The following is a 21,168-nucleotide window of genomic DNA, read 5'->3' as shown; positions in this document are numbered from 1 at the left end:
CTCAGCCCTCGAGCGCGCGCTCGAGGCGCTCAACCTTGGCGGTGAGCTGGCCGCTGAACCCGGGCCTGATATCGGCCTTGAGGACCAGGCTCACCCGCGGTGACGCCGCGGCCACCGCATCGACTGCCTGCTTGACGACTGCCATGACCTCGTCCCAGTCGCCCTCGATATTGGTGAACATCGCGTTGGTCTCGTTCGGGAGCCCCGATGCCCGGACCACGCGGACCGCCTCTGCGACGGCAGCGCTGACACCGCCGGTGTCGTCTCCGGCTGACGGGCTGATGCTGAAGGCGACGATCACCGCGCCAGCCTATTGCGTGCTGAACGCGCTGGACATCTACGGCCATCCTGGGTGCCGACGGTGTTGTTGCTGAAGGTAGGTCGAGCGACGCGAGCGGCACCCGGCGCGGGCAGTGCCGGTGAGCCGCAGCCGGTGCCCGGCTGTAACAAACAGCGTGGTCGGCACGATTATCCCCACAGTTCAGGGCGGTGATCGATCGCTGTTTCACCCTTTTGTGCGGTTGAACGACCTGGTAGCTGGTCGATCAGCTGTGCGACACTGGACCGAGAAAGAGAGTGGAGGTTGGCCCATGCCAGCATCATCAATACGCCAATCACGCCGCCGTCCGGCGAAGGCTCGTACCCGAACGATGGCGGTCGCGATCGGTGTTGTCGGACTGGTCGCGACGATGGCGTTCGGGGTAACGCCGGCGTACGCGGACCCCGAGGTCAATCCCAACGATCCCGGGGTGATCACCCAGCCGCCGATCGATCCGATGGCACCCCCGCCACCCGCTGATCCGTTCGCCGCACCGCCGGCAGATCCGATGGCGCCGACACCGGTCGATCCGATGGCGCCGCCGCCGGCGGCTGATCCGCTGGCCGCTCCGCCGGCCGACCCGCTGGCTGTGCCTCCGCAGGGCATCCCGGCCGGGCAGAACCCGCTGCCCTTCACCGGCACACCCCCGTTCCGGCCCCCGTCCTTCAATCCGTCGAACGGGTCGATGGTCGGCGTCGCGAAGCCGATCGCCATCAACTTCGCCGTGCCGATCGCCAACCGGCAGATGGCGCAGGACGCGGTCCACGTGTCGTCCGTCCCGGCCGTTCCCGGAAAGTTCTACTGGCTCAGCGACACCCAACTGCGCTGGCGGCCGATCGACTTCTGGCCGGCCAACACAGTCGTCAACATCGACGCCGGCGGCGCCAAGTCGAGCTTCCGTACCGGTGAGTCGCTGGTGGCGACCGTCGACAACAAGACCCACCAGATGCAGATCGTCCGAAACGGTGTGCTGGAGAAGACATTCCCGGTCTCGATGGGTAAGCCCGGACACGACACCCCCAACGGTACCTACTACGTGCTGGAGAAGTTCCCGTCGATCGTGATGGACTCCGCGACCTACGGCGTGCCGAGCACGTCGGCGCAGGGGTACAAGCTCACGGTGCAGAACGCCGTGCGGATCGACAACAGCGGTAACTTCGTGCACTCCGCGCCGTGGTCGGTGGCTGATCAGGGCAAGACAAACGTCAGCCACGGGTGTATCAACCTCAGCGCCGCGAATGCACAGTGGTTTTACGACAACTTCGGCAGCGGTGACCCGATTGTGGTGAAGAACTCGGTCGGTACCTACAACCAGAACGACGGTGCCCAGGACTGGCAGATGTAGTTCCGTCTCCTGCCGAGCAGTCCCCCGCAAGCGGGGGACTGCTCGGCAGGAGAACGGTTACCAGATGCGTACGCGCAGCTGCGGATCCAGATACAGCTCGTCGGACTCGTGCACATCGAAGGCGTCGTAGAACGCGTCGATATTGCGGACCACGCCGTTGCACCGGAACTCTGGAGGTGAATGCGGGTCGGTGGCCAGGCGCCGGATGGCTTCGGCATCACGCGATTTCGTGCGCCACACCTGCGCCCAGCCATAAAAGACCCGCTGGACGCCCGTCAGGCCGTCGATCACCGGGGCCTCCTGACCGTTCAGGGACAGCTGATACGCCAACAGTGCGATGGACAACCCACCGAGATCGCCGATGTTCTCACCGACAGTGAAGGCGCCGTTGACGTGGTGGTCGGGGGACAGCGCCTTAGGTGAGAACGCGTCGTATTGTTCGATGAGTGCCTTTGTGCGCGCACCGAATTCGGTGCGGTCGGCATCGGTCCACCAGTCGACCAGGTTTCCGTCGCCGTCGTATTTGGCGCCCTGATCGTCGAATCCGTGCCCGATCTCATGTCCGATGACCGCGCCGATACCGCCGTAGTTGGCGGCGTCATCAGCCTCGGCATCGAAGAACGGTGGCTGCAGAATGGCCGCGGGAAAGACGATTTCGTTCATCCCCGGGTTGTAGTAGGCGTTGACGGTCTGCGGGGTCATGAACCACTCGTCGCGGTCGACGGGGGAGCCAAGCTTGGCGAGGTCGCGGTCCGACTCCACCTCGGCGCCGCGACGGTAGTTGCCGTAGAGATCGTCACGCTCGATCACCAGTGCCGAGTAGTCCCGCCACTTCTTCGGGTAGCCGATCTTGGCGGTGAACTTGTCGAGCTTGGTCAGCGCCCGCTCGCGGGTCTCCGGGGTCATCCACTCCAGGTCGTCGATGCTGACGCGGTAGGCCTCGCGCAGGTTGGCCACCAGCACGTCCATCCGGGCTTTCGAACCGGGCGGGAAGTGCTTCTCGACGTAGAGTTTGCCCAAGGTGTCGCCCATCAGGCCCTCGACCAGTGAGACGCCGCGCTTCCAGCGTTCCCGGATCTCTTCGGTGCCGCTGAGCAACGTGCCGTAGAAGGCGAAGTTTTCGGCCACCAGTGCCTTGGTCAGCATGCCGGCGCGGGCGTTGATGAGCCGCCACGCGGCCCAGTCCTTCCAGTCCGTCAGCGTCTCGGCGGACCACAATGCGGCAAACGCCGTCAGGTAGTCGGGCTGACGGACGACGAGTTCGGAGGCCTTCTCCGCGGTGGTTCCCAGCGCAGTCACCCAGCCGGCCCAGTCGAATCCGGGCGCCTCCACCGGCAGGTCGGCGAAGTTGCGCAGGTTGTAGGTCAGGTCGGCGTCACGGCGCTTGACGACGTCCCAGTGCGCGGCGGCCAGTTTGGTCTCCAGGGCCACGATGCGGTCCGCGGTCTCCTGGTAATCCGGCGCCTTATCCAGTGAGCCACCGTTGACCAGGGCGAACATTCTGGCGATATGGCCGGGGTAGGCGGCCAGGATCGCGGCGTGCTGCTCGTCGCGGTAGTACGACTCGTCGGGCAGCCCGATCCCGGACTGCGAGACGTGCAGGAGGTAGCGGCTGGAGTTCTTCGAGTCGGTGTCGACGTACACGCCCGCACCGCCGCCGACGCCGGTGCGCTGCAGCGCGCCCAGCACCGCGGCCAGCGCCTGCGCGTCGGGGGCGCCGTCGATCAGCGCCAGCTCGTCGAGCAGCGGCTGCACACCGCGCCCCTCGACGGCGTCCTCGTCCAGGAAGCTGGCGTAGAGATCGCCGATGCGCTGCTGATCGGTGCCCTTCCCCGCCTTCGCCTCTGCCGCCTCCGCGATCAGGTCACGGACCTGCTCCTCGGCCTGGTCGTACAACAACCGGAAGGCGCCGTCGGTGGCGCGGTCGGCGGGAATCTCGTATTCGGTCAGCCAGCGGCCGTTGACATGGCCGAACAGATCGTCTTGGGGGCGGGCATGGTCATCGACGTAGCTCAGCTCGATACCTGAGCGAATGGCTTCTACCGTCACCCCGTCATTCTTCCAGAACACGCCGAGTACCCTCACGGCCATGCCTGAGGCGGACGACGACGAGCCCGGCGTGGCCGATTCGCACAGCCCTGTCTTCTCGCGATACGGGATCGTCTCGACGGTGCTTGCTGTGGTGTCCGTCGTCGCGGTCGTCCTGGTCGGGCTGATCTGGAAAGAACACCGCAGTGACGTCGCTGAGCTCCGCTACCGGACCGATGTCATGCAGACCGCAGCCGACTGGACCGGTGTGCTGATCAACATGAACTCTGGCAACGTCGAGGCCAGCCTGCAGAAGCTGCACGACGGCACCGTCGGCGAGCTGAACGCCGATTTCGAAACTTCGGTCGCCCCCTACCGCGATGTGGTGCAGACCCTGCAGTCCCGCACGACGGGTCAGATTCAGGCGGTCGCACTGGAATCCGTGCACCACGATCTCGACACTGCGCCCGGTACGGCGCCGCCGACCAAGCAGGCGTTGCCGCCCGGACTGGCCTCGCGGACCGACACGGTGCTGGTCATCGCCTCCTCGGTGAGTGAAAACGTCGGTGGCACACCACAAACGGTGCGCTGGAACCTACGCCTGGATGTCTCCGACGTGGACGGCAAATTGCTGATCTCGCGGCTGGAGTCGATGCGATGAGAAACCTGTGGCGTCTGTTGGCCTTCGATATCGTCGGCCCGCTGATCGCGATCGCGGCGCTGGTGATGGTCGGGGTGTTCCTCGGCTGGCCGCTGTGGTGGGTGTCGGTGTGCTCGATGCTGTGCCTGCTGGTGGTTCAGTCGATTATCGTGAATTTCGTTCTGTTGCGCCGCGACCGGGTGACGGTCGGCACCGACGACGACGGCGCACCCCTGCGCTTGGCGGCGGTCGCCTTGACGACGGCTGCGCTCGTCGCGGCAGTCCTGGTCGGTTACACCCGCTGGACCGTGCCGGACCGCGATATGAACAGCGATACCGAGGAAGTGGTGCGACTGGCCACCGCAGTCTCGGAGGCGACGGCCACGTTCTCCCCGCAGGACCCGGAATCGTCGATCGACCGGGCCGCCGCGTTGATGGCGCCGGATCAGGCTGCGGCCTTCAAGGCGAACTTTGGCAAATCCACCGAAGATCTTGCCCGCAAGAACATTTCGGCTCAAGCGCAGACGATATCTGCCGGTGTCGAGGCGCTCGGCCCCGCCGCGGCCAGCGTCGCCGTCGTGATGCGCGGTACTCAGAACGTGCCGGGCCAGCAGCCGAGCAAGGCGGTGCTCGCGCTGCGTGTCGCACTAACCAAACAGGACGGCAAGTGGCTGGTGTACGACGTCGCCCCGATCAACGCCGCGGGCGGATCCTGAAACCGCGCAGGGAAACTAGCGCCGGCGCGAGTCGATCACGCCGGTGTTGAAGCCGGCCAGGTGCAGGCCACCGTTGAACCGGGCGTGTTCGATCTTCAGGCAGCGGTCCTGCACCACCTCGAGGCCGGCGGCCTCCCCGTCGCGGACGACGTCGTCGTGGCGCAGACCCAGTTGCAGCCACAGCGTCTTGGGATGTTGCGGCAGGGCCAGTACCTCGGCCAGCACCGAGGGTAGATCGTCGCGTTTGCGGAACACGTCGACCAGGTCGGGTATCACGGGAAGTGCGGCCAGGTTGGGATATACCGGTGCGCCGTCGATTTCACTGATCGACGGGTTGACCAGGTAGATCTCGTAGTCGCTGGTCGACTTGAGGTAGGTGTAGACGAAGTAGCTGGCGCGTGAGGGATTCGCCGACGCACCGATGATCGCCACCGTCTTGGTGTGGCGCAGAATCCGTTGTCTTTCAACCGCGTCCAACTCAGTCATCGCTGCGACTCCTCAAGCGCCTGGTCCAGATCCCACAGTATGTCGTCGGCGTCCTCGAGGCCGACGCTGATGCGGATGAGCTCCGGGCCCACACCGCCCGCGCGCAGCTGCTCGTCGGTGAGCTGACGGTGCGTGGTGCTGCCCGGGTGGATCACCAGCGTGCGGACATCGCCGATATTGGCCAGATGGCTGGCCAGCTGGACGGAGTTGATGAATCTCTCCCCGGCCGCGCGGCCGCCCTTCACCCCGAATGCGAACACCGAGCCCGGCCCGTCGGGCAGGTACCTCGCCGCCCGGTCGTGATGAGGATGCGACGGCAGTCCGGCCCAGCGCACATACTCGATCCGTGGATCGGCGTCCAGCCACTGCGCCACCGCACGTGCGTTGGCGACGTGCGCGGTCATCCGCTGCGGCAGCGTCTGCACACCCTGCAGCAGCTGGAACGCCGACTGCGGGGCAAGGGCGGCCCCCAGGTCGCGGAGCTGTTCGCTGCGCAGTTTGGTCAGGAACCCGAACTCGCCGAAGTTGCCCCACCAGCTCAGTCCGCCGTAGGCCGGTACCGGATCCGTCAACTGTGGGAAACGTCCTGCACCCCAATTGAATTGACCGGACTCGATGACGATTCCGCCCAGGGTCGTGCCGTGCCCGCCGAGGAATTTGGTCGCCGAGTGCACGACGATATCGGCCCCGTGCTCGATGGGTCGGCACAGCGCCGGGGTGGCCACGGTGGCATCGACCACCAATGGCAGCCCGGCGTCATGGGCGACAGCAGCCAGCCCGGCGAGGTCGGCGATCTCCCCGGACGGGTTGGCGATCACCTCTGCGTACACCAATTTGGTCTTCTCGGTGATCGCCGCGGCGTAGTCGGCGGGATCGGTGCCCGCGACGAACGTGGTGTCCACCCCGAATCGGCGCAGCGACACATCCAGCTGGGTGACGGTGCCGCCGTACAGGCTGCCGGCGGCCACGATGTGGTCACCCGCTCCGGTCAGTGCGGCGAAGACGGCGAACTGGGCGGCCAGTCCGCTCGCGGCCGCCACGGCGCCGATACCGCCTTCGAGGCTCGCGACGCACTCCTCGAGCGCGGCCACTGTCGGATTGGCGATCCGGCTGTAGATATTGCCGTATTTCTGCAGGGCGAACAGGTTGCCGGCGTCCTCGGTGTTCTCGAAGACGAAGCTGGCGTTCTGATAGATCGGGACGACCCGAGCGCCGGTCTCAGGGTCGGGGCGCTGGCCCGCATGGATGGCGCGCGTGGCCAGTCCGAAGGTTCTTTGCGTCACGGGTCAAGAGCATGGCAGGCCCGAGCGCAGGGTCCAACACATATCTCCTGCCGGATTAAAACCGCGCTGAGTCAAACGTGTCCGGTCGATGACGAGCGGGGCTGGTGTCAGCCCGCGGAGTTCGGGCGTTGCGCACGCATCTTGGCGAACCGGTCGGACAGTCGGCGCATACGGATCATCAGCGACGCCGGGGGGCTGATCTTGCCGTCGAGATAGATCGCGAGATCGGCAGCGGGGACGCCGATGCGGGAGGCGAACTCCTGCTCGCTCAGTCCTGAGCGAGCAAGCAGCATCCGGACGTGACGGGCTGCTTCGGCGCGCTCGTTGGCTTCGAGGTGCTCGCGGCTGCGGGTCAGGACTTCGGACAGGGCTTTGGAGATGCCGAGCGGTTCGGTGCGTTCGAGAACTTCCTCGACCTGCCGGGCGGTGCGGCCGAACGGGTCGCGTTTGATCGCGACGACGATCCGCTGCCAGACGGTGATATCGCCGGTTTCCAGGGCCGCCCTGATGGCGGACGTCGTCCAGAATTCGACCGGCCGGTCGTCGTGGACGCGCGGTTCGTTCGGAAACGGCGATGCAGTGTTCGATTCTGGGTGGCGCGCATTACCGGCCTCGCTGGGGGCCAACGTCACCTCGCCTCCTCCAGCATCGCTACGGCTACAGACAAGCATCGTTGCCTGACCCGTTCCCAGTCTGCCTCGCCGTCGGGTCCTGACCAGTCGTCCGCGTCGAACGGGCGCGGATCGCCGAGTCGGCGGACCAGTTGGGTGGCAACCCATAGTCGGTTAGATCGTTGACCACAGTAATACCGGTCCATGCCCGCCAGCACGACGGCCGCGGTCTGCGGGTCCATCGCGTCGCACAGGTCGGCGAACTCGGCGTAATCGCGGCTGCTGTTGCGGCACATGATGAGATAACCCTTGAGTCGCAGCGTCTCGGCCCCGGTGGGAATCTGCAGGCGGTCGCCCGTCGGCAACTGCACGTTGGTGGTCTCCATCGGACTGGACCGCAGCAGTGTGGTGTTGCTCACGTCGGCGTCGTGGTCGGCCGCCTCGCTCAACGCGTCCAGCGCGACAGACAGCCGGCCGCGCCACATCGTCACCGGGTGCACCGGCCGCGGCACCTTACCGGCCCCCCGCGACTTCTCACTGTGACCGTTGCTGTGCGAGCGGCTGCCACCGCTGCGGGTCAAGGCCGCGCCGATGCGCGCCTGAGCTGCCTTGTGGGCTCTGGCGTCGTCACTGCCCTTGACCTTGCCGTGCAGTTCGCCGAGGCCGGCGCAGCCGCTGAACGCCAACGGGTCGGCGACGGTGATGGCGTCGGGCGCCAGATCTTTGAGCTTGGCCGCCGACTTGACCACCATTCGCATATCCCCGCCGGGAGCGACCAGGGCGGAGATGTCGTCGGGAATGATGACCAGATCGCCGAGATCGACCTTCGGCAGGGGCTTTTCGAAGTCCACCGAAGGCAGGATCCGTCCCAGCCAGTTCGGCAGCCACCAGTTCCACTGGTCGAACATCGCCATCAGCGCCGGTACCAGCACCAGGCGTACGACGGTGGCGTCGACGGCGATTGCGACGGCACAGGCGACGCCGAGTTCGGCAACCAGCGGCATCCCGGCGAAGGCGAAGCCGATGAACACGGCGATCATGATCAGGGCCGCGCTGGTGATCGTGCGGGCGCTGGTGGACACGCCGTAGGCGACCGCGTCACGGGTGTCACCGGATTGCAGGAAACGTTCCCTGATGCGGGTTAGCAGAAAGATCTCGTAATCCATCGACAGACCGAAGGTCAATGCCAGGACCAGCGGCGGAATGGTGCTGTCGATCGAGCTGATCGGCTGGAAGCCGAGGTCTTGCAGCCAGCCCCACTGGAAGATCATCACCAGGCTGCCGTAGGCGGCGGCGACCGAGAGCACCGTCATGACGACGCCTTTGAAGGCCAGGAAGACCGAGCGCACCGAGATCAGCAGCATGACGAAGGCGATCAGCGAGACGAACCCGAACACCAATGGTTCGGTCTTGCTCACCCGGTCGTCGAAATCCTTGATCAGCGCAGTCGGTCCGCCGACATCGATCTGCGCATTGGCGGCCCCTGGCACCTTCGGCAACTGTTCGCGCAACCAGTCGACGGTGTTGCGGGCCGCCAGGTCTTCGGGGTCGACGGACATCACCGCGCTGAACAGCGCACTGCGGTTGTCATTGGAGAACTCCGGGCGCGAGACGGAAACCACGTTGATCGCCCGGCTCATCTCCTTGCCGATGGCGTCGACGACCGCGGAATTCGGTGGTGTCGAGGCGTTGCCGTCGGGGAAGGTGACCAGGATCCGCACCGGTCCCAGCGCCCCGGGGCCGAGGGCTTCCGCCGCGGCGCCCACGCCGGCCCGGATCTCGTGCGACGGCGCGAACTGTCGCAGCATGCTGTTGCCCATCACCATCGAGAACGCCGGCGCGGCCAGCACCAGCAGGAACGCGGTGGCGCCCAGTGCCGACAGCCAGGGGCGTCGCATCACCGAGCCGACCCAGCGCGTCCAGAATCGGGACTGGGTGGTCTCCACGCGGCGTCCCCAGTGCAGGGCCCGGGATCTCCTGGCCGCCGACCGCCCGAAGGTCGCCAGCACCGCCGGAGTCAGTGTCGTCGCCGTCAGCACCGCGACCGCCACCGCCAGAATCGCGCCGGTGGCCATCGAACTCAGCACCGGTGTGTGGATGAGGTAGATACCGGTGACCGACGCGATCACCGTCGCGCCCGAGAGCACGACGGCCAGCCCGGAGGTGGCCATCGCTGCGTCGGTGGCCTGCTTGGGGTCCCGGCCGGCCCGCAGTTCCTCGCGGAACCGCATCAGGATGAACAGGGAATAGTCGATGGCCAGCGCGATGCCGAACATCGACACCGTCGACGTCACGAAGACCGACATCTGGGTGTACATCGACAACAGATAGACCAGGCCCATCGTCACCACGACGGTGCAGATGCCCAGCACCAGCGGGATGGCGGCGGCTGCCAGGGAACCGAACACCGCGAGCAGCACGATCAAGACGATCGGCAGGTTCCATTGCTCGGCCTGGGCGATATCGTGCTTCGTCGCCGCCGAGGCCGCCGCGCCGAGGGCGCCCTGGCCGATCACGTACAGCCGGACCCGGCCGTCCTGGATCTCGCCGGGCTGTTCGCCGTCGATGCCGACCTTGTCGCGCAACTGTTTGGCGATATCCACCGCGCCGGTGTTGTTGAAGTCGAGCTTCAGCGACACCACATAGGGCCGGTCCGGCTGCGGAGCGGGCTGCATGGGATTGGGCACGATGGTGACGCTCGGTACCTCGGCCGCCATGCGTTCCAGTGCTGCGACGGCCGCGGTCATGTCTTCGTAGGTGGCGTCGGCGCGCGGTGCGGCCACCAGCGCCAAGGGTGAGGCGCCCTCGTTCGGGAAGTGGTCCTGAACCTGATACTGCACATTCAGTGATTGGGAGCCGGCCACTTCGAAGCCGCCACCGGTGAGATTGTCGGACTGCGTCAGCGTGAGCCAGATGGCCGGCACCAGGGCCAGCAACCAGGCAGCGAAGACGAACCAGCGGAACCGGCGCAGGTTGCTGCTCAGCCGCATCATGAACTGCTGGATGGTTGTCTCCCCGCATTCTCCCCGAATTGCGTGTCGTGAGCGTACCGCAGCAACCTGGGCGCCACGTGCTTGACAGACCTCTGAGCTGCGGTGACCCCGGGTTGCGGGGGCTGTCCCTCGAAAGCTGCCTGGCGACCGGTCGAGTGGAGATGGCAGGATGTCGCTTGGCCGTTCCAGGTCGGGGGACCGTGTGCCGTCAGCAGTCGCTGTCCGTCAGCGAGTTTGCTTCGTGCGTGCATATGTTCGTAATCCGTAAGGAGTAACCCCGTGCACCAACCTCGACTGACCCGGCCAGTGGCCAGACGTTGCATCGGCAGTGTCGTCACCGCGGTGATGCTCGGTGGTGCCGCGGCCGCCCTGTTCGGGATGCCTACGGCGGGGGCTGCGCCGGACCCGTGTGCGGCCAGCAGCATCGCCCGCACCGTCGGCTCGGTCGGTACCAACACCGGTATCTACCTCGACGCGCATCCCGACACCAACCAGGCGCTGACGACGATCTCGCAGCAGCAGGCGGGGCCCCAGGCGCTGGGGGCACTGAAGTCTTATTTCGACAGCAATCCGCAGGCCGGTCAGGACCTGCAGGCGATCCAGCAGCCGCTCACCAGCCTGTCCACCAAGTGCAAACTGCCGATCAGCCTCCCTGCGCTGCTGGGTCTGCTGCAGACCGCGCAGCAGAGTGGCGGCCTGCCCGGTGGGCTCCCTGGGAGTTTGCCGGGAGCGGCGACTGCGGCGCAGGCGGTGGCCGGCACGACGGGTGCCACCCCGGCGTCAGGCGCGGCAGAGGCGGCGACACCCACCTCGGCAGGGCCGCTGCCGGGGCCCGCAGCAGCGTCGACTCGTTAGCGAGACTCAGTTCATGGCGCGCCCGTCGGCTCACTGACCTGCGCTTTCGTACTTTCTTGGGATTGCCTTGCCCCAAGGCAGGAAAGTGGTCACAGAATCTGCTTAGCTTTCTCTCGTCAGTACGGTGTTTTGTCGTCCTGCGATCTGGCCTCTCTACTCCCAATGAAGGAGCCTGACCATGTTGCTCACTGTCCGTCGCGCGGTTGTCGGTGTGATCGGAACCGGCGCGGTTGCCAGTGCGATGCTGTTCGCCGCGGCGACCCCGTCGGCGCTCGCCGACGCGCCGCCGAACTGCACTGCCGGCGACCTCGCGCAGGTGTCCGCAGGCGTCTCCGCGAGCACCTCGGTGTATCTGTTCACGCATCCAGACGTCAACGCCTTCTTCACCGGCCTTGAAGGTGCGCCCCGCGACACCGTCCGCGCCCAGGTGAAGCAGTACCTGAACGCCAACCCGCAGACGAAGGATGAGCTGACCGCGATCCGTCAGCCGCTCGTTGATCTGAAGAACCGCTGCGGCGCGGCTCCGGGTCCCGTCAACTAAGTGCCATTGGCAGGCCTGGGGGCACAGACAGCCGGGGGAGACCAGCCCGCGCGTGAAGGCGCGGGTCATATGGTGCTGATGGTCGACGACGACGCGGACGTCCGTACTTCGGTCGCTCGCGGGTTGCGGCACTCCGGTTTCGACGTCCGGGTCGCTGCCAACGGCAAAGAGGCACTGCGCCTGCTGTCCAGTGAAAGCCACGACGCCCTCGTCCTCGACGTTCAGATGCCTGAACTGGACGGGGTCGCCGTGGTGACGGCGCTGCGTGCGCTCGGCAACGACATCCCCATTTGTGTGTTGTCGGCCCGCGACACCGTCAACGACCGCATTGCAGGTCTGGAAGCCGGAGCCGACGACTACCTCACCAAACCGTTTGATCTCGGTGAGCTGGTCGCCAGGCTGCATGCGCTGCTGCGCCGGTCATCTCATTCCGATGAGCATTCCGACGCGATGACCATCGGCTCCCTGACGATCGACACCGCCAGGCGACTGGTATTCGTCTCTGGCGAGCGGGTCGAGCTGACCAAGCGGGAGTTCGATCTGCTGGCCGTGCTGGCGGAGAACGCCGGGGTGGTGCTGAGTCGGCAGCGGCTGCTCGAACTGGTCTGGGGATACGACTTCGACGTCGACACCAATGTCGCCGACGTCTTCATCAGCTACCTGCGGCGCAAGCTCGAACGCGACGACGTGCCGCGGGTGATCCACACCGTTCGCGGGATCGGGTACGTGCTGCGCGCGGACCCATGAACCAACCGGTGAGCTCTGGGGACGGCCCGCCGCGCAAGTGGCACACTCGGCGCCTGCAGCCCAGCGCATCCCTGCGCACTCGGGTCGCCATCGCTGCCGCCATCGCAGCGGCGGCCGTGGTCGGCGTGCTGGTGGTGCTGACGTCCATCGTTCTTGCGAATAACGATGTGACACAGCTGGATCGGCGGCTCGATGCCATCGTCGACGCCAGTATGCGGCCCGACGAATTCCAGGATCCGCAACGCGGTGTGCTGTCGACGGGACGGTCCGCCGCCACCGGCCAGGTGGTGTTCCAGCGTGGATTCCAGCTGCCGCGGCTCTCCGAAGGCACGACCACGGTCACCGTCAACGGCGTCGAATACCGGGTGCGCACGGTGTCGCAGAACAACACCCAGGGTGTGTTGCTGGTATCGATCGGTATCCGCGCCGACAGCATTTTGCTCAACCGGGCACGGATCCCGCTGTATGCGACGATCGGCATCGGGGCGGTGCTCATCGCGGGCGGCTTGGGCTGGCTGCTCGGCGGTGCGGCGAGCCGGCCGCTGCGCAAGCTGACCGAACAGACCCGGCGGCTCGGGCAGGACGGCACCGAACAGATCGCGCCGGTGCACGGCGTCAAGGAAGCCGAAGACCTGTCTGATGCGATGACCGGGATGCTCACCCGGCTGGCCGCAGCCCAGCTGGCTACCACCAATTCGCTGCAAGCCGCCCAGGATTTCGCAGCGAACGCAGCCCACGAGCTGCGCACTCCCCTGACCGCCATGCGCGCCGACCTGGACACTCTGCGCATCCACAACCTGCCGCCGGAGGAGCGCGATGAGGTGGTCGCCGACCTGTCCCGGGCGCAGCGCCGGGTCGAGGCGATCATCACGGCGCTGGGCCAGCTGGCGTCGGGTCAGTTGGCGCAGGCCGAGGACCGGGAAGCCATCGACGTCGAGGAACTGCTGGACCGAGTGGCCCGGGAGAACCAACGCCCCGGCGGGGCAGTGGAGATCAGGGTGGACACCGGCGGCGCGGCGAACCTGACCATCCTCGGCTGGCCCGGAGGTTTGCGGCTCGCGGTCGACAATCTGGTCCGTAATGCGGTCACCCACGGCAACGCGACGACGATCGTGCTCGCAGCGCACCGCGCGGGCAACCAGATGGTGATCCTCGTCGACGACAACGGCCGCGGCCTGCCCGCCGACGAACACGTCGCCGTGCTCGGGCGGTTCTCCAGGGGCAGCACGGCCACTCAGGGCGGCTCCGGGCTTGGCTTGGCCCTGGTCGCGCAGCAGGCCGTGCTCCACGGCGGTCACATCGAATTGTCCGACGGGCCACTGGGTGGCCTACGGGCGACGCTGACGGTCGCTACTTCGCCCGAGCCGCCCGAGTAACTCGCACGATTCTGCCGACCAGGCGCCACCCCAGCAGGAAGGCCGCGGTCACCAATGAGGCGACGATGACGAAACTGACGGCGACGCCCTGAGAACTGGCCTTGCGTAACAGCATTCCGATGATCACGGTGGCGACCCACACACTCACGCCGGTGGGCACGATCGCCGTCGGTTGCCGCCAGCCCCGCGAGAGCAGCCAGCCGGCCGCGGTGCCGGACAGAAACGGCCAGGCGGTCTGGGCGACACCGGCCAGGGTGATGCCCTCGTCATGGCTACGCCGGCCGATCGCGCAGAACACCAGCACGCAGGCGATATCGATCGCGAGGCCGGCCGAAGCAGCGCGGGTGGGGGCTGGCGAATGCTGCATCGAACTCATTGTCCGACCGAGTAATTCATGATGTCGAGCACCAAGGGGGAGACCTCCGACTGGTCGCGGGCGGCAAAGCCGGGTTGTAGTGGGGCGGGCTGTCCGCTGAACAGGGTATCCAGTCCCGATTGTGAGACCACCCGCTGATCCAGCCGGAACTTGTTGATGATGAAGGGTAAGCCGTTGGACGCCAACGGATCCGGACCGTCCATCAGGTGGAAATGCAGGTGCGGGGCATCAGTGTTGCCGGTGTTGCCCAACGTGGCGATCTGCTGCCCGGTCTTGAGGCCGTCGCCCGGTTTGACCGTGATGCTGGCTGTTTTCAGGTGCGCGTAGAAGGCGAAGTTTCCGTCCCCGATGTCCTGGACGATGTAGTTGCCGCCGTACTGATCCAACGGCAGGCCGCTCGGGGTCTTACTCGCGACCTGTTCGGGCAGGTTGTCGAGGACGGCGATCACCTTGCCGTCGGCGACGGCGTGAATAGGTGCGCCGAAGTACGGGTAGCTCTCCAGCTTGGTCGGGTCGCCGTTGAACAACCGGAAATCCGGGGTCAGCTGGACGTAGTCGATGGCGAAACGCTCTGCGAGATAGATCTTTCCGTTGATCGGGTTGGCGGCCATCCGGTGCGCGGTGGTATCGCAGCAGCCGTTCCCGTCGAGCCAGTTCGGGCCGTCCAACGGTGGCGCGATCGACATCGGTTTGCGAGCCTGGACCTGTACGGGCGCGATCATTTGGGTCAGGTTGCCCTCGACCAGACCGGGGATCGGTTTGGCGACGGTGAGAGCCACCGAATGGTCTATCTCGGCGGGGGGCTGCATGCCGGTGTCGAGGGTGACGTCGAGCCAGATCATCGCCGAGCCGCCGGACGGGATGTGGTTGGTCGGGGTACCCGAGTTCCCCAGTGCGCGTGTCCAGTACGCCAGATTGGCCCCGGCCAAGGTGAGCAGTCTGCGATCGCCGCTGAGCGCGGTCAGTGAGTCGACGGTGACGTCACCGGGCAAGGTGTTGGTCAGCAGCAGCTCGTAGACGATGTGGGTCTTACCGTCGGTAGCGGGCACCGGAATCGGATCGGCTGTGGACGAGCCGATCAGCGGTGTCACCATCGCCGGTGGCCGCGATATCGTCGGGCTGGTCGCTGTGGGTGGGGCGGCTGATGAGCAGGCGGCCACGGTCACCAGCGCGGTCAGCGTCGAGGCTGATTGGACCAGACGTCTGGCGAACGCACTCAACAGCATGGGCCGATCCAACCACGCGCGAGACCGGACCGGAACCGGTCAGCGATCGCGCTGTGCTCGCTCATCCGCCGGTCCCGGGGGTGGCAAGGGTCCCTGGAGTGCGGTGTCGCCCGGGTCCGGGGGCGGCTCGGTCGGGGCCGGCTGTGCGACGGGTTGTTCTAAGCCTTCTCGTTCGGCGGCCGCGAGGTCCATCTCCTCCTGCACATCGGGATCGATTGTGCTTTCGGTGCGGAACATGAAGAAGAACACCACCCAGCCGATGGCGGAGATAAAGATCCAGCTGACGAGTCGGTAGATCAGCATCGCCGAGATCGCGGCGGGCAGCGTCATACCGCTGGAGACCAGCCCCGGCACCAGCACCGCCTCGACCACCAGCAGCCCGCCCGGCATCAGCGGGATGGACCCGACGGCGCGCGCCGCGGCGTACGCGACGGTCAGCCCAGCCAGCGAGGGTTTCCCGCCCGCTGCGTAAGCCGCGAACGCCAGGCAGGCCACGTCGGCGGTCCAGTTGAACAGCGACCAGCCGAAGGCCAGTCCGAGTTGGCGCCGGGTCAGGCTGACCGATTCCAGCTGCTGCAGCGTTTCGCGCCATTTGGCCAGTCCGGTGTCCGCGGGCTTGCTGCGAATCTGGTTGACCCAGGACAGCACTCGCACACCGATACCGTCGATGAGGTCGGGGCGCGACGCCACAGCCTGCGCCAGTAGCAGGAGAGTGATGAACCCACCGAGGGTGAACAACAGCGAGAACGGATTGTTCTTTGCGCCCAGCAGGAACGCGCCGCCAAGGCCGAGCAGGGCCAGGCCCACCACCTGCAGCGCGCCGGACATCACCAGCTGCCAGGACGCCACCACGGGCGATGCGCCCCAGATGCGCTGCTGCCGGTAGACGAACGTGGCCGAGAGCACAGGACCGCCAGGCAGTGTGGTGCTCAGGGCGTTACCGGCGTAGAAAGCAGCTTCGGAGCGAAGTTGACGCACGCGCACCCCGGCTGCTTTGAGCAGTTCCCGCTGGATCTGGGCGAAGCTGTGCATGGACATCATCGCCGCGAACACCGCGGCCAGCACCCACCACCAGTTCGCCGTCAGCAGGCTTTTCCAGGCTTTGGCCAGCTGGTCCCAGACCAGAGTGGCTTCGATCGCCAGCACCACGATGGCCACGCAGAGCACCACCCAGCGCAGCCACCAGTACTTGCTCCTGGCCTGTCCTTCCTGGCGGCTCACGGCATCGCTGGCCTGCGCGTCGTGTGACACGTGCTTCAGGGTAGCGGTGCACGTCGCGCCCTTTGTCCCTTCAGCGTGACGACCGTGGCCGTGTCGGCGCGCCCCCGGATCCGGCGTTCCCGGTGCCGGCGAGCGCTACGCTCACAGCCATGGCCTCGTCCCCCCAGCCGCGAACGGCGCCTGATGATCAGGCTGTCAGCCCATTGGTACGCAAGATGGCGGCGTGGGCGTGGCGTCTGCTGATCCTTCTCGCCGCTCTCGTCGCCGTGCTGTGGGTGGTGGCGAAAGTCGAGGTGATCGTCGTCCCGGTCGCGTTGGCGACCATGCTGGCAGCGCTGCTGATACCGCTGGTCGACTGGCTGGACCGCCGCGGCGCACCCCGTGGTGGCGCGGTGGCGCTGGTGCTGCTCAGTAGCTTTGCGATCCTCGGCGGAATCCTGACTTTCGTTGTCAGCCAGTTCATTACCGGCCTACCCGGACTGGTGGAGCAGGTCACGCACAGTATCGACTCACTGCAGACCTGGCTGGTCGAGGGTCCGGCACATTTGAGCCGCGAGCAGATCGAGCACGCCGGCGATTCTGCGGTGCAGGCGCTTCGGGACAATCAGGAGAAGCTGACCAGCGGTGCACTGTCGACTGCGTCGACGCTCACCGAGATCGTCACCGGCGCGCTGCTGGTGTTCTTCACGGTGATCTTCTTCCTGCACGGCGGCCGAAATATATGGGACTTCGTCGCGAAGATCTTTCCGGTCACGGTTCGCGATCGCGTCACCGATGCCGGCCGGGCCGGGTTCCACTCCCTGATCGGCTACGTGCGGGCCACGTTCGTGGTCGCCCTGGTCGACGCCGTCGGGATCGGCACCGGCCTGGCGATCATGGGTGTGCCGCTCGCGCTGCCGCTGGCGTCGCTGGTATTCCTCGGTGCGTTCATCCCGCTGGTCGGTGCCGTCGTCACCGGGTTCCTCGCGGTCATCGTCGCCCTGTTGACCAAGGGCGTCGTCTACGCCTTGATCACGCTGGGTCTCATCGTCGCCGTCCAGCAGCTGGAAGCGCACATCCTGCAGCCGTTGGTGATGGGCCGGGCGGTCTCGCTCCATCCGCTGGCCGTCGTGCTCGGCATCGCCGGCGGCGGCGTGCTGGCGGGCATCGTCGGCGCGCTGCTGGCGGTACCCGCGATCGCCTTCGTCAACAGTGCGCTGCGGGTGCTGCTCGCTGACGACCCGGCCGCCGAGGAAGCCAAACAGAGCATCGACGAGGGGCCACAGTTCTCAGCCCGCGGCGACGTCGTCGAGGATAAGGAGTGATTTGGGCGTGCTCATCGGCGCTCGTCAGCGCCAATGAGCACGCCCAAATCCCAGTTAGAGCCGACCTTCGCGGCGCAGCAGATCCTGCGCGCTGACACCGCCGCCGCCACGACGGGTCGGCTTGTCATCGCCTTCGGGTGCGTCGGCTCGCGAATTCAGCTTCTCGGTGGCCGTCTCGGTGTCCTTGGCGCGCGGGTTCGCGATGGGGATGGCCCTGGTGGCCGCCTCAGGAGACGCAGCCCCGGCCTCGTCGGAATGTGTGCCGTTCGGCCGCGCCACGGGGATCGCCGTGGTCTTGTCTGCCGACGGTTCGCCGGCCGACGGCGGATTCATCGATCGCGTCGGGTCCGATGATGGTTGCGAATGTGGTTGTGGCGCAGCAGTACCCGGCTTGCCGCGGAGCTCGCCCAGCCAGGACTCGATCTCCCGCTCGCCGTTGGGGGTTGGGCGTGGCTGGCGGTGGGTGGCGGCCGTCGCCGCTCCGGTTGCGGTGTTGACCGCCGTGCGCACGGCATTCTTCGCCGACGAGAAACGCGTGGTGGGCGCTTCGCTGTCGTCAGAGTCCGGCATCGTCGGGATGCGGGTGGTACCCGCGCCGGACGGCAGGTCCTGCGGGGGCGGCACAAAGCGGGGGTTCGCCCGCGGGTACGGCGGTCCGTCCGGGCCGGGATGGGTGGGATCGTGCGGGCGAGGAGGTACCGGTGCTCCCACTCCGACGAGGGCTGCGAGCTCTTCGTCGTGGTCCCGCATGACCGGACGCTTACGCTCGTCGGGCAGGTGGGTCTCACCGAGACCGATCCTGACCTGGAGCCGCTTCATCCAGCGGGGCGCCCACCAGCAATCGTCGCCGAGCATCTTCATGATCGCCGGCACCAGGAACATCCGGACCAGCGTCGCGTCCAGCAACAAGGCGATGAGCAGGCCGAAGGCCAGGTACTTCATCACCACCAAGTCGGAGAACGCGAACGCGGCGACCACCACGGCCAGCACCAGCGCGGCGCCGGTGATCAACCTACCGGTGGTGGCGGTGCCGATCCGGATGGCCTCGGCGGTGGACAGGCCGCGTTCGCGGGCCTCCACCATCCGGGACACCAGGAACACCTCGTAGTCGGTGGACAGACCCCAGATCACCGCGATGATCAACCCGATCATCGGGGCGAACAGGGGCTGTGGCGTGTAATTCAACAGCCCAGAGCCGTGTCCGCCCTCGACGAACATCCAGGTCAGGATGCCCATCGTAGAGCCCAGCGTCAACGCGCTCATCAAGGCGGCCTTGATGGGCAGCACCACCGATCCGAACGCCAGGAACATCAAGATGGTGGTGGTGATCACCAGGATCAGCACCATCAGCGGCAGCTTGTCGAACAGCGTCAGGATGCTGTCCTGTGCCAGCGCCTGGGTGCCGCCGACCAGCACCGTGGTGCCACGCGGCGGGGTCAGCGCGCGCAACTCCTCGATCTTCTTAGGTGCGGTGCTGCTGTTTATCAGGCCGTTCTGGATCACCCGCACGGATGGATCCTTGGATCCGCCCTCCTGGACCGCGCGCTCGGCCCACATCTTCGTCGGGTCATCGCTGCCCGCGAACCCGGACACGGTCTGCGCCTCAGCACGCAGCGCATCGAGCTGCTGGTCGGTCACCGGCTCGCCGTTATTGGTTTTGATGACAAGGGTCAGCGGTTCGGTGCGGAAACTGGAGAATTCTTTGTCGAACTGCTCCTGGGCGCTGCGCACCGGGTTGTCCGGCGGCAGGTACTTCTCGCTGAGCCCGCCCAGCGCCAGCTGCCCGATCGGGATGACAAGCAAAATCATGATGATCACGATGGGAGCGGCAAAGGCGATGGGTCGCTTCATCACCACATTGACCAGCCGGCCCCAGAAGCCCTTCTCGACTTCTTCGCGGGTCTTGGTCTTCTGGGTCTTCTCGATGAACCAGTCGATGATCTTGCGTGAGAACGGCCAGTTGGCCAGGAACGGCACTCGCAGCAAAGTCCGCACCCCGAGGGCGTCGACGTTGGCGCCTAGAATTGCCAGGGTCGCGGGTAGCACCGTGATCGACAGGAACGCCGCCAGCAGCACTGAAGCGATGATCGCGTAGGTGATCGACCGCAGGAAGCCGAGCGGGATCAGCAGAAGCGGTAGCGAGGACGCCACGATGATGACCGAAGAGAACGCAACGGTGCGGCCTGATGTCATCACCGACCGCCGTACAGCCGCTTCGACGTCGTAGCCTTCGGCGAGTTCCTCCCGGAACCGGCTGACCACGAACAGTCCGTAGTCGATGGCGATGCCGAAGCCCATCATCGTCACGACGGGCTGGGCGAAGAAGTGCACCGGCCCGAATTCGGCGGTCAGCCGGAGGATGCCGAGCGCCCCGCCGATGGTGAGGCCACCGATGATGGCGGGCAACGCGGCCGCGACGGCGCCGCCGAATACGAAGAACAGCACCACGGCCACCAGCGGGACGATCGCGAGCTCGGCGCGTTGCTGGTCGGTGCCGATGGTCCCGGTGAGCTCGCTGGCCAGCGGGTTGAGGCCGGCAAGTTGGATCTCGCCGCCGTTGACCTGCTTGAGAGCTGGCGCTATGGCCTGATAGTTCTTCAGGATGGTGTCGTCGTCGTCGCCCTTGAGTGGGACGCTGATGAAGGTTTGACGTAGATCCGGGGTCTTCATCTGGCTGACGGTCGGGTCGGTGGTGTCGGGGGCTTTCAGCCAGCCGACCCAGCCCACGATCTGATCCGGATGGTCCTTGACCACCTGGTCCAGCTCATCGGTGACTTTCTTCTGCCAGTCCTTGTCGGTGACCTTTTTGTCGTCCGGCGGCGTCAGGATGGCGACCACGTGGCTGGTGCGGTCACGGCCGTACACCTGGTCGGCGAGCGTCGAGGCCCGGACCGACTCGCTGCCGTTATCGTAAAAACCGCTCTGGGTGACGTGGGAGCCCAGGCTAGCCCCGTATACGGCACCGCCGAGGCACGCCGCGACCATGACCGCGATGACGACGTACCTGTACCGGAACACCGTCCGACCCCACCAGGCGAACACGTAAGCTCCTTACCGTCAAAAAGTCTTTTGCGACCTGCTGTGCATGGCTCTGAAGTTTT

18 protein-coding genes are annotated in these 21,168 nt (G+C 66.4%); 8 read left to right on the top strand and 10 right to left on the bottom strand.

Features of this window, described 5'->3' with window-relative positions; translation table 11 throughout:
* Window position 1: 1 nt before the first annotated feature.
* A complete protein-coding gene (locus H7J73_RS06720) occupies window positions 2-301 on the bottom strand; it encodes a thiamine-binding protein (RefSeq protein WP_264066495.1) in 300 nt (99 codons plus the stop codon).
* A gap of 349 nt (window positions 302-650) precedes the next feature.
* On the opposite strand from H7J73_RS06720, the gene H7J73_RS06715 reads away from it, so the two are divergent.
* Window positions 651-1,664, top strand: a complete 1,014-nt coding sequence (locus H7J73_RS06715; protein WP_264066675.1) for a L,D-transpeptidase — start codon at window positions 651-653, stop codon at window positions 1,662-1,664.
* Window positions 1,665-1,721: 57 nt separating this feature from the next.
* Here the strand turns inward: H7J73_RS06715 and H7J73_RS06710 are convergent, their stop codons facing one another.
* Entirely contained in the window at window positions 1,722-3,713 is a 1,992-nt protein-coding gene (locus H7J73_RS06710; protein WP_264066494.1) for a M13 family metallopeptidase, read from the bottom strand.
* 40 nt (window positions 3,714-3,753) lie between these two features.
* Between H7J73_RS06710 and H7J73_RS06705 the strand changes: the two genes are divergently transcribed.
* Window positions 3,754-4,353 carry an Rv1363c family protein gene (locus tag H7J73_RS06705; RefSeq protein ID WP_264066493.1) on the top strand — a complete coding sequence of 200 codons (600 nt, stop codon included), beginning with the start codon at window positions 3,754-3,756 and terminating at the stop codon, window positions 4,351-4,353.
* The gene (locus H7J73_RS06700; protein WP_264066491.1) at window positions 4,350-5,048 is read left to right on the top strand and encodes a hypothetical protein; all 699 of its coding nucleotides are present in this window, start codon (window positions 4,350-4,352) and stop codon (window positions 5,046-5,048) included. The genes H7J73_RS06705 and H7J73_RS06700 overlap by 4 nt, the downstream gene beginning before the upstream one ends.
* Window positions 5,049-5,063: 15 nt before the next feature.
* Here the strand turns inward: H7J73_RS06700 and H7J73_RS06695 are convergent, their stop codons facing one another.
* From H7J73_RS06695 to H7J73_RS06680, 4 genes are all read right to left on the bottom strand, one after another.
* Window positions 5,064-5,534, bottom strand: coding sequence for a CoA-binding protein (locus tag H7J73_RS06695; protein ID WP_264066490.1), 471 nt, complete (start codon window positions 5,532-5,534; stop codon window positions 5,064-5,066).
* Window positions 5,531-6,817: an O-acetylhomoserine aminocarboxypropyltransferase/cysteine synthase family protein gene (locus H7J73_RS06690; protein WP_264066489.1), complete on the bottom strand. Its 1,287-nt coding sequence runs from the start codon at window positions 6,815-6,817 to the stop codon at window positions 5,531-5,533. The genes H7J73_RS06695 and H7J73_RS06690 overlap by 4 nt, the downstream gene beginning before the upstream one ends.
* A 107-nt stretch (window positions 6,818-6,924) precedes the next feature.
* Entirely contained in the window at window positions 6,925-7,449 is a 525-nt protein-coding gene (locus tag H7J73_RS06685) for an XRE family transcriptional regulator (RefSeq protein WP_264066488.1), read from the bottom strand.
* Window positions 7,446-10,421, bottom strand: a complete 2,976-nt coding sequence (locus H7J73_RS06680; protein WP_264066487.1) for an MMPL family transporter — start codon at window positions 10,419-10,421, stop codon at window positions 7,446-7,448. Before H7J73_RS06680 ends, H7J73_RS06685 begins: the two co-directional genes overlap by 4 nt.
* Before the next feature lie 345 nt (window positions 10,422-10,766).
* Here H7J73_RS06680 and H7J73_RS06675 point away from each other — a divergent pair, with 345 nt between their 5' ends.
* The 4 genes from H7J73_RS06675 (at window position 10,767) to H7J73_RS06660 (ending at window position 13,940) form a co-directional block, all read left to right on the top strand.
* Entirely contained in the window at window positions 10,767-11,276 is a 510-nt protein-coding gene (locus H7J73_RS06675; RefSeq protein WP_264066674.1) for a hemophore, read from the top strand.
* A gap of 178 nt (window positions 11,277-11,454) precedes the next feature.
* Window positions 11,455-11,817, top strand: coding sequence for a heme-binding protein (locus tag H7J73_RS06670; RefSeq protein WP_264066485.1), 363 nt, complete (start codon window positions 11,455-11,457; stop codon window positions 11,815-11,817).
* A 69-nt stretch (window positions 11,818-11,886) separates the two neighbouring features.
* Complete coding sequence (locus H7J73_RS06665; protein ID WP_264066673.1) at window positions 11,887-12,564, top strand: response regulator transcription factor; 678 nt, start codon at window positions 11,887-11,889, stop codon at window positions 12,562-12,564.
* Between the two features lie 8 nt (window positions 12,565-12,572).
* Window positions 12,573-13,940 (top strand): sensor histidine kinase, encoded by a 1,368-nt coding sequence (locus H7J73_RS06660; protein WP_264066484.1) that lies wholly within the window; start codon window positions 12,573-12,575, stop codon window positions 13,938-13,940.
* On the opposite strand, the gene H7J73_RS06655 is transcribed toward H7J73_RS06660, so the two are convergent.
* The 3 genes from H7J73_RS06655 to H7J73_RS06645 are packed head-to-tail and all read right to left on the bottom strand — an operon-like array spanning window position 13,915 to window position 16,793.
* On the bottom strand, window positions 13,915-14,307 hold the full coding sequence (locus tag H7J73_RS06655) for a DUF3054 domain-containing protein (RefSeq protein WP_264066483.1): 393 nt from the start codon (window positions 14,305-14,307) through the stop codon (window positions 13,915-13,917). The genes H7J73_RS06660 and H7J73_RS06655 overlap by 26 nt on opposite strands.
* Window positions 14,308-14,312: 5 nt before the next feature.
* Window positions 14,313-15,542, bottom strand: a complete 1,230-nt coding sequence (locus H7J73_RS06650) for a M23 family metallopeptidase (RefSeq protein ID WP_264066482.1) — start codon at window positions 15,540-15,542, stop codon at window positions 14,313-14,315.
* Window positions 15,543-15,581: 39 nt separating this feature from the next.
* The gene (locus tag H7J73_RS06645) at window positions 15,582-16,793 is read right to left on the bottom strand and encodes a lysylphosphatidylglycerol synthase transmembrane domain-containing protein (protein ID WP_264066481.1); all 1,212 of its coding nucleotides are present in this window, start codon (window positions 16,791-16,793) and stop codon (window positions 15,582-15,584) included.
* A 119-nt stretch (window positions 16,794-16,912) separates the two neighbouring features.
* Here H7J73_RS06645 and H7J73_RS06640 point away from each other — a divergent pair, with 119 nt between their 5' ends.
* Window positions 16,913-18,067, top strand: coding sequence for an AI-2E family transporter (locus H7J73_RS06640; RefSeq protein WP_264066480.1), 1,155 nt, complete (start codon window positions 16,913-16,915; stop codon window positions 18,065-18,067).
* A gap of 54 nt (window positions 18,068-18,121) precedes the next feature.
* On the opposite strand, the gene mmpL3 is transcribed toward H7J73_RS06640, so the two are convergent.
* On the bottom strand, window positions 18,122-21,109 hold the full coding sequence (mmpL3, locus tag H7J73_RS06635; protein WP_264066479.1) for a trehalose monomycolate exporter MmpL3: 2,988 nt from the start codon (window positions 21,107-21,109) through the stop codon (window positions 18,122-18,124).
* Between the last annotated feature and the right edge of the window lie 59 nt (window positions 21,110-21,168).

The sequence above is a fragment of the Mycolicibacterium komossense genome (genome assembly GCF_025822605.1).
GTDB classification, from domain to species: Bacteria; Actinomycetota; Actinomycetes; order Mycobacteriales; family Mycobacteriaceae; genus Mycobacterium; species Mycobacterium komossense.
This window is presented reverse-complemented; position numbering and strand designations above follow the sequence as displayed.